The organism is Oscillibacter ruminantium GH1 (genome assembly GCF_000307265.1).
In the GTDB taxonomy this organism is placed as follows: Bacteria; Bacillota; Clostridia; order Oscillospirales; family Oscillospiraceae; genus Oscillibacter; species Oscillibacter ruminantium.
On sequence record NZ_DF158897.1, the window covers coordinates 533,844 to 548,977 of the forward strand.

Consider the following 15,134-nt stretch of genomic DNA (forward strand, 5'->3'; position numbering starts at 1 on the left):
CGGCGTCCGCTGAGGACGCTAAGGGGGTATTTGCATTGCTGACACCGCAGGAGGTTTCCGGTCACGCATTCACAAAAGCCGTCATGGGTGGCTATAACATGGCCATGGTGGACGAATTTTTGGATGAGCTGACGGATGACTATACCGCGCTCTATAAGGAAAACGCGGCGCTGAAGGCAAAGATGAAGGTTCTGGTGGAAAAGGTAGAGGATTATCGTGCCACCGAGGACTCTATGAGGGCCACGCTTCTGACCGCCCAGAAGATGGCAGATTCCATTGTCCGGGAGGCAGAGGCCAAGCGGGACCAGCTGCTCAGAGAGGCCCAGACGCAGGCGCAGGAGAAAATCGGCGCGTTGCGCAAAGAGGCGGAAGAGGCGCAGGAGCGTCTGCGCGCGGGTCAGCAGGAGATGGCGTCCTTCGCGGAAAAAGTGCGCGCTGTCTGCCAGCAGGAAATTCTGTTTTTGGATCAGCTTCCTCAGGCCCCGGTGGCAACCCCGGCGGTGGAGCAAAGCGTCCCCGCCAAGGAGATCGAGGCGAAGATTCTGGATACCTACCGTCAGGAATCTCCCGCGACAGAGGTGTTTGCACCCCAGAGCGTCCCCGCGCAAAATCCGGTGACTCAGCCCGCGGCGGCTGCATCGGAACCGGTGAGCGCTCCCCGGCAGGAGGAGCCGTCCCCCAAGCCAGCGGAAGAGGAGCAGGGAGATGCGTTCCCCTATCCCGAGGGGAATCCCTTTGTCCCCGTGGTGGATGAGCCGACCCGGAAAATTGAACTGGACGAGCTGAAATTTGGCCGGAACTACAATCAGACCGAATAAACCCAGTCGGGCTATAAACGAGGATACATACCGGCCTGTCGGCGGATACGAGCGGACGAGCCGGGCCGCTTCAAAAAAGCACAACAGGCACTTATTTGATTTTCGCATCAGGGCGGTCCAACCGGACCGCCTTTTTATACGTTGCAGCTGCGGAAGGGAGATGTTTTTGTGAGTCAGAGCAACCGGCCCATTGTGGCGTTCTTATATGATTTCGACAAGACTCTTTGCACCACCGATATGCAGGATTATGCCTTTATTCCCAGTCTTGGCATGACCCCAGCGGAATTCTGGGCTGTGGCCAACAACTTTGGCTGCGAAAACCACATTGACGGGATTCTGGCCTATATGTACACCATGCTCCGGGAGGCGGAACGAAAAAATCTGCCCTTCACCCGGGCCGATCTGGTGGAAAAGGGCAGAGGCATTGTGCTGTTTCCCGGTGTGGAGGATTGGTTTGCCCGGGTGAATGCCTACGGCGAGGAGCAGGGCATTCAGGTGGAGCACTATGTGATTTCCTCCGGCCTGCGGGAGATTATCGAGGGCAGCGCCATCAGCGGGGAATTCAAAGAAATTTACGCCAGCGAGTTTTACTACGACGAGGATGGCAAGCCCGTCTGGCCAAAGCTGGCGGTGAATTTCACCGCCAAGACCCAGTTCGTCTACCGCATCAACAAGGGTGTGCTGGACGTGTCCAACGACCGGGATTTGAACGCATCCATGCCCGACGACAGCAAACGGGTGCCGTTTACCAACATGATCTACATGGGCGACGGCCTTTCCGATGTTCCCTGTATGAAAATGATGCGTTCCTATGGTGGGCAGGCCATCGCGGTCTATCAGGAATCCAACCGCACCGGGGTGGAGGATCTGCTGGCCAAAGGCCGGGTGGACTTCATTTTCCCGGCGGACTACTCCCGGGGAACGGCGCTGGACGAGACGGTGAAAAATATTCTCCGCCGCATGGCCATCACCGACCGGCTGACGGAAGAGAACGCACAGCAGCTGCGTGCCATCGGCCGCAGCGAGATTCCGGAGCAGGCCTGTTTGTTTTAAGGGATGTTTCGCAATTGCCGACGTGGCCAAGCGGTGGTTTTTTTCGCTGTGCCGCGCTTTCGTGGCTGTAAATCCTTTAAATCTTGCGCCGAAACAGATGAATTTTACAAATTTGCTTTACACGCCGTATAGTTTCTGATAAACTATACGGCGTGTAATACTTCCGTGATCAAACTGTTTTTTAATGGCTTGGTCACGGTGTGCCATGCCGCCGTGGAAAACGGCGGCTGTTAATCGCCATGAGGATGTATGTACCAACATAAAGGAGAGAGAAACCATGAAGACGGAATTTCCAAGAACCCTGTCCCTTCTACGGCAAGAGCGGGGTGTCTCTCAGCGAACGGCGGCGGGAGATTTGGGCATTTCCCAAGCACTGTTGAGCCACTATGAAAACGGGATTCGGGAGCCGGGGCTGGCGTTTGTAGTCCGGGCCTGTGAATACTATCATGTGTCGGCGGACTTTCTTTTGGGCCGGACGCTGTCCCGGGAGGGGGGCGCGCTGACCGACGACGATATCCTGAATATGGCCGATCAGGGCAACATCCTGCGGGGCAGTGTGTTGGCAACGCTGCAATCCAAGCTGATTTCCGGCGCGGTGAGCGTTTTGTTCGATCTTTTGGGCAAACTGAATGACAAGGCCGCCGTGAATGAGGCGGCTCAAATGCTGAATGGGGCAATTTACATTCTGTTCCGGCGGCTGCACCGCGCCGCGGGCGGTAACGAGGCCATGTTCTCCGCTCCGGCGGAGCTGGTGGCCATGGGCCTTCCCGCAGCCGAGATGAAACTGGCGGAGGCCCGGTATGTCCGGACGCTGGAAGCGCTGCGGGAACGGGAAGCGGTATTCCCGGAGCTCACCGGAGAAAGCCTGAGCAAAAACTATCCCGGCAGCGGCCAGTGCATCACGCAGGTGCTTCACAGCGCGGACGCCAAGGCCGCCGGCCTTGTGAAAGAGTGATCGAATGGGATTTCAATCGCTGGCATTTCTGGTGCTTCTTGCGCTGACGGCAGTGCTGTGCCCGCTGGCGGCGAAAAAAGACCGCCGGGCGGGAACCGCGCTGGCGATGCTGGTTTCCGCGGGATTTTACCTGTGGGGACTGGGGGACCGCGTCCTGCTGGGGTTCAACATTTTGCTGATCGGCGGGGCGGTTACCTTCGGCGCCGCGCGGTATTGGCGCTCCGGCAAGGCAGAGAACCGGCGACGCACGGTGCTGCTGCTGGCGGCGGTGTGGCATATTGCGGTGCTGCTGGGCTTTAAGTATTTGGGCTTTTTCACCGGTGGCGCCGTGTCGCTGGGGTGGGCGCCGCTGGGCCTGAGCTTTTTCACCTTCCAACAGCTCTGGTTTTTGAAGGAGGTCCGAACGGGACAGCTGCCTCCGGCGGAGCTTGAAAAGCTGGATGCGGACACGTTTACTCTGTTCTGCCTGTTTTTCCCCACGGTTTCCTCTGGCCCCATTTTGCGCCCCGGTGCGTTTTTTCCTCAGACCCGGGGTGAAAAATACCTGCGTCCCGACTGGGACGACCGGGCGGCGGGGCTGTATGCCATTGCCTTTGGCATGGCAAAAAAGGTATTGCTGGCGGACGCGCTGGGCGCGGTGGTGAACAATGGCTATCAACATCTTGACCAGCTCACCGCCCCAGCGGCGTGGCTGGTGATTCTGGGCTATACCCTGCAATTGTACTTTGATTTCTCCGGTTACTGCGATATTGCCACCGGAGCCGCCCGTCTGCTGGGTATCCGTTTGCCGGTGAACTTTGACTCGCCCTATCGCGCTCTGAGCGTTGGGGAGTTCTGGAAACGGTGGCACATGACGCTGACGGCTTTTTTGCGGGAGTGCGTATACTTTCCGCTGGGGGGAAGCCGGCTGGGGACGGCGAAGACCTATCGAAATATCCTGATTGTGTTTCTCATCAGCGGGTTCTGGCACGGGGCCGGGTGGACCTTTCTGGTCTGGGGCGGACTGCATGGGCTGGCACAGGTGCTGGAGCGGGCTTGGGGGCCGGGGAGGGAGCGCCTTCCCAAAGCGATTCGCTGGGCAGGAACCTTTTTGTTTGTAAATTTAGCGTGGGTGTTTTTCCGTGCGCCGTCCCTCAGCGCGGCGGGGTCAGTGCTGAGGGCAGCGCTTTCCGGCGGGTGGGGTCTTCCCGCCTTTTTAACGGAGGGACTGCTCCCCTCCGAGGCAGAGGCACTGAACGTGCTGGGCCTTGGGGGAAAGACGGGTGTTTTGCTGCTGGCGGCGGTGTTCCTTATCGCGCTGATTGCTGCTTTAAAGCCGGGCAATACCATCCGGCGGATGGATGCCTTCCGGCCCACGGCGGCGCGGTGCGCGCTGTGCTGCATCCTGCTGGTCTGGGCAACGCTGTCGTTTTCCGGGGTTGCCACGTTCATCTATGCGAATTTCTGAGGAGGGCGGCTTTGAACAACTCTAAAAAACGCTGGGCCGTGGGACTGTTGGCTGGCTTTCTGGGGATTTTGTCCCTGTGCGGGCTGACGGTTCGGGTGATCGACCCCTTTTTTCACTATCGCGCCCCCGACCCGGAGGCAGAGGTCTGGTTTGACGAGCGGTATCAGAATGCGGGGCTGCTGCGCAGCCAGCAGTATGAAACCGTGCTGATGGGAACGTCCTTGGCGGCCAACTACCGCCCCTTTTGGTTCGATGTGTTTTACAACACCTCCACCGTAAAGGTGACGATTCCAAACGGCGGATTCCACGAATTCACACAGGCGCTGGACTATGCCTTTCAAAAGCAGAATGTGAAGCGGGTGATATTCGGTTTGGACCCCAACATTCTGGCCCGCGACCCGGCGGATGCGCCGGATCAGTTGCCGGAGTATCTTTATGATGACAATCCGTGGAACGATGGACGGTATCTTTTCAGCAAGGATGTGCTGATCCGCTCCGGCTATACGGTTATAAAAAAAGCCCGGGGCGAGACACAGCCCTTGCAGGACGCTTTCGTGTGGGACGGGACGCTGTATTTCAGCAAAGAGCTGGCCCTTGCGGGTTATGAGCGGCCCGAGGTAGCGGAGCGGCCCCAGCCGGAGGACATGTTTCTGGATGCCTGCGGCGAAAATCTGGCGGTGGTGCAGAGCTGGGTGGAAGACCACCCGGATACGCAGTTTGTCTTTTACCTCTCGCCATACAGCATTCTCTATTGGGACAAGATGCAGCGGCTGGGGGAGACAGAGGCCATGTTTGCTCTCCTGCGCCGTACGGCGGAGACGCTGCTGCCCTATGACAATGTGGAATTGCAGTGCTTTTTGACCGATACGGATACCATTACCAACCTCGACAACTACGCGGATCACATCCATGTAGCCGGACGGGTGACCTATGCCATGGCGCAGGCCATGCCCGGCAAAGAGAATTGCCTGACCGAGGAGAATTACCGGCAAAGACTGGACGCGCTTCATGAGTTTGTGGTACACTACGACTACGAAAAAATCTTCGCATAACAACCTGTCAGCCTGCTTCTTTTGAATTTTCCAAGGAGGTCTTTTCTATATGACCGATCAATCTCATATCAGAAACTTTTCCATCATCGCCCATATTGACCACGGCAAGTCCACGCTGGCGGACCGCCTGCTTGAAAAGTGCGAGGCCGTCTCCGCAAGAGAAATGTCCAGCCAGCTGCTGGACAACATGGACTTGGAGCGGGAGCGCGGCATCACCATCAAGGCCCGGGCAGTGAAGCTGAACTACAAGGCGCAAAACGGCGAGGTTTACGAATTGAACCTCATTGATACGCCGGGCCATGTGGACTTTAACTACGAGGTTTCCCGTTCCCTTGCCGCCTGCGAAGGGGCGGTGCTGGTGGTGGATGCCACGCAGGGCGTGGAGGCTCAGACGCTGGCCAACACCTATCTCGCCATGGAGCACGACCTTGAAATTCTGCCGGTCATCAATAAGATCGACCTGCCCGCCGCAGATCCCCAAAAGGCAAAGCACGAGGTGGAGGACATCATCGGCCTGCCCGCCATGGACGCGCCGGAGATTTCGGCAAAAATGGGCATCAATATCGCCGCGGTTCTGGAAGATGTGGTGAAAAATATTCCGGCCCCCAAGGGTGACCGGAACGCGCCGCTTAAAGCGCTGATTTTTGACAGCCAGTACGACGCCTATCGCGGCGTGGTGGTTTACATGCGGCTGATGGACGGGATGATCCGTCCGGGGATGCAGGTGAAAATGATGGCCTCCGGCGCGGTATACACCGTGGTGGAGTGCGGCCATCTGCTGCCGCTGGGACTGGAGCCGTGTCAGGAGCTGGAGGCGGGAGAGGTCGGTTATTTTACCGCCAGCATGAAAAATGTGCAGGATACCCGGGTGGGCGACACCGTCACCGGGGCGGAAAAGCCCGCCGCCGAGCCGCTGCCCGGCTATCGTCCGGCGCAGGCCATGGTGTACTGCGGCATTTACACCGAGGACGGGTCCAAATACCCGGACCTGCGGGATGCGCTGGAAAAGCTCCAGCTGAACGATGCGTCCCTCTCCTTTGAGCCGGAATCCTCCGCGGCGCTGGGCTTTGGTTTTCGCTGCGGCTTTTTGGGAATGCTCCATATGGAGGTCATTCAGGAGCGGCTGGAGCGGGAATTTGACTTGGACCTTGTGACCACCCTGCCCTCTGTGATCTACCACGTTACCAAGACCGACGGCACGGTGGTGACTGTGGACAACCCCCACAACTATCCCGACCCCGCATCCATTGAGATTGCGGAGGAGCCGTTTGTCAAGGTTTCCATCATCAGCCCCAATGAGTATGTGGGCAACATCATGCCTATGTGCCAGAACCGCCGGGGCGAGTTTAAAGATATGCAGTATTTAGATACAAACTTGGTGGAGCTGCACTATCAAATGCCTCTCAACGAGATTATCTACGACTTTTTTGATACTTTGAAGGCCAACACCAGAGGCTATGCCTCGCTGGACTATGAGCTTTCGGACTATCGGCCCAGCGAGCTGGTAAAGGTGGATTTGAAGCTGAACGGCGACGGCGTGGATGCGCTGAGTTTCATCGCCCACAAGGACAAGGCCTATCCCCGGGCCAGACGGCTGTGTGAAAAGCTGAAGGATAACATTCCCCGCCAGCTTTTTGAAATCCCCATTCAGGCCGCCGTGGGCGGCCGGGTCATCGCCCGGGAGACGGTAAAAGCCATGCGCAAGGACGTTTTGGCCAAGTGCTATGGCGGCGATATTACCCGGAAAAAGAAGCTGCTGGAAAAGCAGAAGGAGGGCAAGAAGAAAATGCGCTCCCTCGGCACGGTACAGGTGCCCACCGAGGCATTTTTGGCGGTTCTCAAGCTGGACGAGGACGAATGAGCGGCTTGGAATTATCCATCCTCAACGTAAAAAACAGGCGGCAGGCACGAAAAGTGCCTGCCGCCTGTTTCATTGTGTCGGGAGAAATTTTTTAATGAGGCCGACTTGATATTATCCGGCGGCATCCTCCTCAAACGCCTCGTCCAGATGGAGAACCACGTCCAGATACTCGCCGTCCCGCCAGATGGTCATGGGAAGGTCGTCGCCAATGCGGAACTGTCGGCGGACGCTTAAAAGCGAGTGCCGCTCGGAAACGCTTTGTCCGGCGGCGGAGACAATTACGTCTCCAGCTTTCACACCGGCAATGTCGGCGGCGGAGCCGGCGCTGACGTCCTGCACCTCCACACCCCGAGAGCCGTCCGGCAGCTCCTTGGGCAGGTCGTATACCGTGACGCCCAGCCGAGGCTCCGGAAGAACCTCGCCGTATGCGAGAATGTCGTTCACCATTTTCTGAACCGACCGCATGGGGAGCGCAAAGCCCAGCCCCTCCACGTTGGAGGTAAAGGACATCATCTTAATGGTGTTGACACCCACCACCTGACCATACACATTGATGAGCGGGCCGCCGGAGTTGCCCTCGTTCAGCGCTGCGTTGGTCTGGATAAGAGTCATGGTGCGGCCTTGAACCTCCACGTCCCGGTTGATGGCGGAGACGATGCCGTCTGTCAGCGTTCCCCGCAGCTCAACGCCCAAGGGGTTGCCGATGGCATATACCGTGTCGCCAACGGTCAGGCTGTCGGAGTCGCCCATCACCGCCGCAGGCAGGCCGGTGGCGTTCAGCTTTAAAACCGCCACGTCGTTCCCGCTGTCACCGCCCACGTATTTTGCCTCATAGGTTTTACCGGACGCCAGCGTGACGTTGCAGTCATCGCTGCCGGCCACCACATGGTAGTTGGTGAGGACATACCCATCTTGGCGGAAAATGACGCCGGTTCCCACCGACGCGCCGTAATCCAGCTGGGCCATAACGGTCACCACGGCCGGATTGACCAGACGGTAAACTTCCTGAATGGTCAGTTCGCGGCCATGTCCGGTGTCCAGCTCCAGCGTGGCTCCCTCGCCAAAGGGATAGGAGGCAATGGAGACTTCTTCCTGATCCCAGTCTTCGTTCTGCGAATATTCGTCCAATTCATCGCTGGGTGGTGCAAACTGGGCAAGGCCGCCGTCCAGACAGAATGCGCACATCGCCAGCGCCGTTACCACGGCGAGACAGATGAGAAAGATCAACAGCCCCTTTCGACTGCGGGTCTGTTTCGCCGCCGGAGCGGCAGGGCCGGTTGAACGCGCGGACAACGCGGCTTTTTTCACCGCTGGGGGAAGCTCTGCCCGGCCCGGCATCCGCCGGGGCTGGACATAGGTTTCCACGACTTCCTGCGGCTTTGGAAGCGGCGGATAGTATTCCACCACTTCGCGGGGGTCTGACAGGAAAGCGCTTGACGAATCGACGTCCGGTGTATCAGAAGGGAAGTTGCCTGCCGCGCCGCCGGTCTGCGGGGAAGCGGGCGCGGCCTGACCTCCCACCTCTAAAGCGGGCGACGCAGGTGGCTGGGTAAACGCAGGTTCCGCCGGATTGGGCGAAAGCGGTGCGCCTAAGGGAGTGCTGGGGTCAAAAATATGGTCATTCATGTGCGATGCCTCGTTATTCCGCGGTCAGGGAGAACGAAAACGTAGTAACGCCGTCCTCGCTGGTCACATCAATTTTTTCTCGATGCTGTTCCAAAATGGTTTTTACGATATACAGGCCCAGTCCCACGCCGGTCTTGTCCTCGCTGCGGGACTTGTCGCTTTTGTGGAACCGCTCAAACAAGAGCGGCAGTTCCCCGGGGGGAATGGTGTCTCCCAGATTGCGGACGGTAATGCGGGCCTTGCCGTCCCGCCGTGCGACGCCAAGGTACAAAACGGAGCCGGGGGTTGCAAATTTTGCGGCGTTTTCCAACAGATTATAGATCACCTGCGTGATCATGTCGTTGTCGCCCAGTACCAGAATCGGCTCGTCGGGGATGTCCGCGTCCACGTCCAATCCCCGGTCCGTGATCTTCTTTTCCATGGAGATCAGCACCCGGCGCATGCTTTCGCACACGTCGAAGTGGCACCCGTTTTTCAGCGGGTCCATGGCCTGCAGCTGGCTCACGTCCAGCATCCGCCGAACCAAACGGCTCAGGCGGCGGCTCTCTCCGGCAATGATCTGCAAATACTGCTTTTCGCTCTCATAGGGGATCGTTCCGTCCAAAATGCCGTCGGTATATCCGGCGATGGTGGTCATGGGGGTTTTCAGCTCATGGGAGATGTTGGCGATAAACTCCCGGCGCTTGCGCTCCGTCTGCTGCAGGCTCTCCGCCATAGTGTTAAACGAGCCGGCCAGCTCGCCAATCTCGTCGTTGCGGTCTGTGTCTTTCATGCGAATGTCAAAGTCCCCGTCGGCGTATCGCCGGGTGGCGGCCACCATTTCCCGAATGGGCCGAACCTGACGCATGGCGGTGACGGAGGAGGCCATAAACGCCACCATCAAAACCACGCAGGCCGTCATAATAAAGAGACCGATGAACCCCTGCCACATTTCGTCCAAAGAGGAGTGAACCACGGATACGGCGAACACCGCCCCCACCTGCGCTCCGCTGGAATCCACCACCGGAACGCCCACGAGCAGGCGCTTTTCGGGATACACGCCGTTCAGATTGGTGCGGCTTGAGCCGGAGCCCTTTACCATTGTCTCGTTCATCAGGTTCTGGGGAATCGTGACGGACAGGCCGTCCAGTCCGCTGTCGGTGGAGAGCAGGGTGCGGCCCTGCGAATCGCAGATCAGAAAATTCAGATCGGATACCGACGCGGCAAAACCGGTCAGGGTGGACAGCTCTGCCTCGCTGGTAAAGCCGCCGTTGCGCAGATACCCGGCGGAGAGACGGGCCACCACGGCGGCCCGAGTGGCCATGTCGCTGGTTCGCTCCTGACGAAGAAAATTATAGCCCAGCGCGCAATAGGACGCGCCCAGCAATGCCAGCGTCAGCAGAACGGTGCCCATGGTCACGAACATCTGCCGCCAGTAAAGACCGCGAAATCGCGCACCCAATCGCTTCATGCTTTATCCGGCTGCTTTGCCGCCGCGCCCATCATTTCAAACTTGTATCCAACGCCCCAGACTGTCTTCAAAGCCCACTGATCGGATACGTTTTCCACTTTTTCCCGCAGGCGCTTGATGTGTACGTCCACCGTGCGGCTGTCGCCAAAGTAATCAAAGCCCCAGACCTCGTCCAGCAGCTGATTGCGGGTGTACACCCGATTGGGTGTGGCCGCGAGATGGTATAAAAGCTCCAGCTCCTTGGGCGGCGTATCAATTTTCGTGCCGTCCACGATCAGTTCATAGGAATCCAGGTTGATGACCAGCTTGTCAAAGGTCAGCTTTTTCGATGTGTCGTTGGGAATCTCCGTCCGGCGCAGCACCGCGTTGATGCGGGCCAGCAGTTCCTTCATCTCAAAAGGCTTGACGATGTAATCGTCCGCGCCCATCTCAAGACCCTGAATGCGGTCAAACACCTCGCTCTTGGCGGTGAGCATGATGATGGGGACCTTGCTGGTTTCCCGAATTTTAGCGCATACGGACCAGCCGTCCATCACCGGCAGCATAATGTCCAGAAGGATCAGGTCCGGCGCCTGCTTTTGAAATTCTTCCACGGCCTTGCCGCCGTCGGCAGCAATGCGGACGTCAAAGCCCTCTTTTACAAGATACATGTGGATCAGGTCGGAGATGTTGTGATCGTCTTCGACCACCAGTATATTTCGCGCCATAGTCCTGCCTCCGTACTTTTCAAAATGTGAAATTAATTAAATCACTCGTTGTAAGCAAAAAATTTTCGTTTCTTTTATCCTATTATATACGTCTTATCAAATGGGTGTTGAATTTTCTGTAAAATGCGTGCTTAACTGGCAATTTCCGTCATGGCAAGCAGCCGGTCCTCGCCCTCCTCGGCGGAGGAGAGAAAGGTTCGCAGCGCCCCGGGGGCCACGTTGCTCCCCAGCCACACGGATACCGCGCCGCGGCGGTTCCCGATCTGCTTCAAAAGTGAAGAAGCGCCGCTGGAGGCGGTCAGCCCATATTTGGAGCGGTCGATTTTGGCGCTTAGGGGGCAGTATCCCGCCGATTGAAGGGAGGTGGCGTCGGCCGCTGCGCCGTAGACCAAGCGGGTCTTCACGCCGGCGGCGGCAAAAACGGTCCGGTTCATGCGGTCAAGCTGCTCGGCTGCGGGTTCGTTCCCAGCGGTGAGCGCCAAGCCGATGGCGCTGCCGGACACCGCCAGCCGCCGCAGCTGATCGCCGCAGCGGGAGAGCGCTTCCTCCGTGAAATAAAACGCGGCCCGCCCGCCGTAATTTTCCAGTGTATCCAGCCAGCCGTCCACTGTGGCCGTATCCTCCGCCAAAAAGCAGAGGTAAATGGATTTTCCGGAAGTCGGATCATCCGGCAGTTCTGGATCGCCGGATTCCTCAGGATCCCGATCCGGCGTTTGCTCGGCAGAGTTTTTCTTCTGATACTGCTGATACTTGGTATCCAGCTGATAGGTGGCCGTCTCGGTGAACATGCTGTCCGGCAGGACGGCACTGCTGCTTTTCACGCGAATCAGATAGCCGTGATTCACGCGGGTGTTGCTGTAAGTCCGGCCGAAGAAAGAGGCCACGGGGGAGGCCGCCACAAAGGTCACGCCGCCGCGGGTGACGCACACATGATCGTAAAGATTGCCCTGTCCGTCGGTGCCGGCGCCGGTGGCAATGTCAAACACCAGAGAACGGCTGGAATCGTACAGCACCAGAGTCTGGCTGACAATGTTGTAGGAGTATCCCACGCCGGATTCCCGAAACACCGTGGCGGCAACGTATAGGTATCCGCCGAACCAGAACGGCATGGTGGAGTCGTTCAGGTCTAAAACCCGCTCGTCCACGGCTGTGAAGTAGACCGAGTCTTCCGCCACAGCGGCGGGGGATAGGGAAAAAAGCATCGCCAAGGCGAGTGCCATGGCGGCAAGGCGCTTTTTCACGGGGCCACTTCTCCTTTCTGCCGGGCTGCGGCAAGCGTACGGACCTATGTATTCTCTCCCATTTTATCACGTTTCAAGCCAATTTGTAAAGCGTTCCTGCGTCGCGGGCCGCAGTGGCGCGAACCACCGACAGGGGGCGCTCTGCGGGGCGGAAGATGGGGAAAATCCAATCTTGCGCTTTGCAGTGCAAGGCGGTATAATGTTACGACAGCTTTCAGATAGCTGAGAATCCCGCGTGGCCGGGAGAATTCTGTGCTTTCCCCCGTCCATTTGGCTGGGCGGAAAGTTCTGATAAGGAGTTCACTGCATCCATGTCAAAAAAACACCGTCGCCGCCGCATTACTGCGGGCCAGCGCTGTCTTATTATGCTCACCGCGGTTTTATCCGTGGCTCTGGCTTTGACCTGCGCCTATAAAGCCCTTGTTCATCCGCCCCAGCAGGGGAGCGGGCCTGCGGCCGTTTCGGCGGCAGTGTCCGAAGTTCCTCCCGAGGAGCAGGACGCCGACCAGCTTGCGCTGGCCGCGAAAGCCGCGCATTCAGCCCGCAAAGCCGATTTTTACACGGTCCTGATTTCCGGCGTGGACGACGGAAACGGCGGCAGCGACACCAACATTCTGGTGGCGGTGGATGCCGGGGCCGGACAGATCTACGGGGTCAACATCCCCCGGGACACCAAGATCAAGGTTAATGGCAAGAACCACAAGTTCAACGCCGCATATAACATCGGCGGCATGGATCAGGTGGCCGCCACGCTTTCCCAGCAGCTGGGCATCCCGGTGGACTACACCGTGGAGGTCAGCCTGAAAGCGTTTTCCGCCTTGGTGGACGCCATTGGCGGCGTGGATTTTTACGTGCCCATCGACATGAATTATGACGACCCGATCCAGAACCTGTCCATTCACTTCAGCGCCGGAATGCAGCACCTGTCCGGGGCGCAGGCCCTGAAGGTGGTTCGTTTCCGCCACAATAACGACGGCACGGGCTATGGCAGCGAGGATATCGGCCGGATGAAGACCCAGCAGGACTTTTTGAAGGCTGTGGCCAAGCAGACGCTTCGGCCCGCCAATTTGGCCAAGGTTTCTGAGTTTTCCAAGATTTTTCAAATGTATGTAAAGACCGATCTGGAAGTGGGGGAACTTGCGTGGCTGGGGCAGGAGGCATTTACCGTCGGTGCGGACAACATTGATTTTTCCACCCTGCCCGGTGAATGGAAATCCCCCTATATCTATCTGAACGCTGACGAGGTGCTGAATATCGTCAACGAGCACCTGAACCCCTACGTGGAGAACCGAGTTCTGGAAGACTTGGGGATCCTCACCTGAAGCGCGTTTCAGCGCGCCTGCAAAAAGGAGGACTTATGCTGAACCTGAAAAAACGCCTGTCCGGACTGATTTTGACAATTGCTCTGGCGGCGGCTCTGTGCGTGCCGGCGGCGGCCGCTCAGAATTCCACCCAGAATTTTACGCGGAGCAAGACCTATGCCGGAGAGTTTTCCGACGTGGCTCCCGGAACGACGTTTTACGATAACGCGGCGGCCTTGTATGAATACGGCCTGTCCGTGGGCAAAAGCGACGGAACCTTTGGTCTGAAAGACAGCGTGACCGTAGGGCAGATCGTGATTTTCTCCGGGCGCATCCACAGCCTGTATGCCACGGGGGACGCAGAGTCCGGCGCTGCCGGATTTCGGAAGGAAGGGCAGGCGGCCTATGAGCCGTATCTCGCCTATCTGCAAACCGCCGGGGTGCTGGGGACGGAGATGGACGGCCTGTATACCGCTCCCGCCACCCGTGCGCAGGTGGCCCATGTGCTGGCGGCGACACTGCCGGCCTCCGCGCTGCCGCTGGTGAACGATTCTCTGGTGACCACGGCGTATGCCTCCCGGCAGTACATTACCGATGTGACGGAGTATACGGACTATTACGATGATATCCTGACGCTCTACAAGGCGGGCCTTTCCGTGGGGTCCGACGCCAGAGGAACCTTCGCCCCCAACGATAGAATCACCCGCGGCGCGGCTGCGGCCATGCTGACCCGGATGGTCGATTCCGCCCTGCGACTGACACCGGCGTGGACCGTGACTACCGGGCCTGCCGCTTCCGAGAATTACAGCGCGGCGGGTACTTCGTGGGCCGATCTCATTACGGGGGACACCACCTATTCCGCCGCTCCCACCACAAAGGGGCAGATCGCGGCGGACATCGCCTACATGCTTTCCAGAGAGAGCAACGTACTGGAGCTGGATTACGGTGGAGCCGTTACCTCCCAATACGTGGATAATGTGATGAATACGGCTTTAAACGCCGTCAAGACCTATTGCGAGCAGATGTACAACTCTGTGGAGTGCACCTATCAAAGCAGCATCGGCAAGGTGACGCTTACCTTTTCCGCCGTGGCGACGGGGGCGAACCTGCCTTCCTATCGGGACTATACGCTCAGCACCGCCATCGCCGTTCATGACAAGCTGTGGAGCGAGGGAACCATCACCGCCAATATGACGCAGATGGAGAAGGCCCGCGCCTACTACAAGTGGATCTGCGACAACTGCGTTTATGACACCGGCGCGAAGGACGACTCCATTTCCCACATTGCCTACGCGCTGTTCCGCAACGGCCGGGCCGTGTGCGACGGGTATTCCGGGGCCTATAACCTCCTGCTGAAGCTGGAGGGGATCGAGTGCTACGCCCTGTCCAACAGCGACCACATCTGGACGGTGGCGACCTTGGACGGCAAGTCCTATCACATTGATACCACATGGGGAGACGCCTCGAACGGCGTGGATTACAGCTACTTTGCCATGACGGCGGATCAGTCTTGGAAGCACCACAGCTGGTAAAAGACAAGACGTTTCTGCGCGGCCTTTTGCCAAGCCTTCAACAAAAAGCACACCGGAGAATTCTCCGGTGTGCTTTTTTGGAAAACTACCA

General features: G+C 58.2%; 12 protein-coding genes. 8 read left to right on the forward strand and 4 right to left on the reverse strand.

Going from position 1 to position 15,134, the window contains the following annotated elements; genetic code table 11:
- Positions 1 to 35: 35 nt before the first annotated feature.
- From ON16_RS07045 to lepA, 6 genes are all read left to right on the forward strand, one after another.
- Positions 36 to 818, forward strand: coding sequence for a DivIVA domain-containing protein (locus ON16_RS07045; protein ID WP_040660654.1), 783 nt, complete (start codon positions 36 to 38; stop codon positions 816 to 818).
- A gap of 168 nt (positions 819 to 986) precedes the next feature.
- On the forward strand, positions 987 to 1,871 hold the full coding sequence (locus tag ON16_RS07050) for an HAD family hydrolase (RefSeq protein ID WP_040661033.1): 885 nt from the start codon (positions 987 to 989) through the stop codon (positions 1,869 to 1,871).
- Positions 1,872 to 2,148: 277 nt separating this feature from the next.
- The gene (locus tag ON16_RS07055) at positions 2,149 to 2,826 is read left to right on the forward strand and encodes a helix-turn-helix domain-containing protein (RefSeq protein WP_040660656.1); all 678 of its coding nucleotides are present in this window, start codon (positions 2,149 to 2,151) and stop codon (positions 2,824 to 2,826) included.
- Positions 2,827 to 2,830: 4 nt separating this feature from the next.
- Positions 2,831 to 4,273: an MBOAT family O-acyltransferase gene (locus tag ON16_RS07060; protein WP_040660658.1), complete on the forward strand. Its 1,443-nt coding sequence runs from the start codon at positions 2,831 to 2,833 to the stop codon at positions 4,271 to 4,273.
- Between the two features lie 11 nt (positions 4,274 to 4,284).
- Positions 4,285 to 5,325, forward strand: a complete 1,041-nt coding sequence (locus tag ON16_RS07065; RefSeq protein WP_040660660.1) for a hypothetical protein — start codon at positions 4,285 to 4,287, stop codon at positions 5,323 to 5,325.
- A 49-nt stretch (positions 5,326 to 5,374) separates the two neighbouring features.
- On the forward strand, positions 5,375 to 7,186 hold the full coding sequence (gene lepA / locus ON16_RS07070) for a translation elongation factor 4 (RefSeq protein ID WP_040660662.1): 1,812 nt from the start codon (positions 5,375 to 5,377) through the stop codon (positions 7,184 to 7,186).
- Between the two features lie 111 nt (positions 7,187 to 7,297).
- On the opposite strand, the gene ON16_RS14985 is transcribed toward lepA, so the two are convergent.
- The 4 genes from ON16_RS14985 to ON16_RS07090 form a co-directional block, all read right to left on the reverse strand.
- Positions 7,298 to 8,812, reverse strand: a complete 1,515-nt coding sequence (locus tag ON16_RS14985; RefSeq protein WP_051131594.1) for a S1C family serine protease — start codon at positions 8,810 to 8,812, stop codon at positions 7,298 to 7,300.
- 13 nt (positions 8,813 to 8,825) lie between these two features.
- Complete coding sequence (locus tag ON16_RS07080; RefSeq protein ID WP_040660665.1) at positions 8,826 to 10,262, reverse strand: HAMP domain-containing sensor histidine kinase; 1,437 nt, start codon at positions 10,260 to 10,262, stop codon at positions 8,826 to 8,828.
- A complete protein-coding gene (locus ON16_RS07085) occupies positions 10,259 to 10,969 on the reverse strand; it encodes a response regulator transcription factor (RefSeq protein ID WP_040660667.1) in 711 nt (236 codons plus the stop codon). Before ON16_RS07085 ends, ON16_RS07080 begins: the two co-directional genes overlap by 4 nt.
- Before the next feature lie 131 nt (positions 10,970 to 11,100).
- The gene (locus tag ON16_RS07090; protein WP_040660668.1) at positions 11,101 to 12,210 is read right to left on the reverse strand and encodes a polysaccharide deacetylase family protein; all 1,110 of its coding nucleotides are present in this window, start codon (positions 12,208 to 12,210) and stop codon (positions 11,101 to 11,103) included.
- A gap of 311 nt (positions 12,211 to 12,521) precedes the next feature.
- On the opposite strand from ON16_RS07090, the gene ON16_RS07095 reads away from it, so the two are divergent.
- Together ON16_RS07095 and ON16_RS07100 are read left to right on the forward strand one after the other, a co-directional pair.
- Complete coding sequence (locus tag ON16_RS07095; protein ID WP_040660670.1) at positions 12,522 to 13,532, forward strand: LCP family protein; 1,011 nt, start codon at positions 12,522 to 12,524, stop codon at positions 13,530 to 13,532.
- Positions 13,533 to 13,567: 35 nt separating this feature from the next.
- On the forward strand, positions 13,568 to 15,043 hold the full coding sequence (locus tag ON16_RS07100; protein WP_040660672.1) for an S-layer homology domain-containing protein: 1,476 nt from the start codon (positions 13,568 to 13,570) through the stop codon (positions 15,041 to 15,043).
- Positions 15,044 to 15,134: the final 91 nt, after the last annotated feature.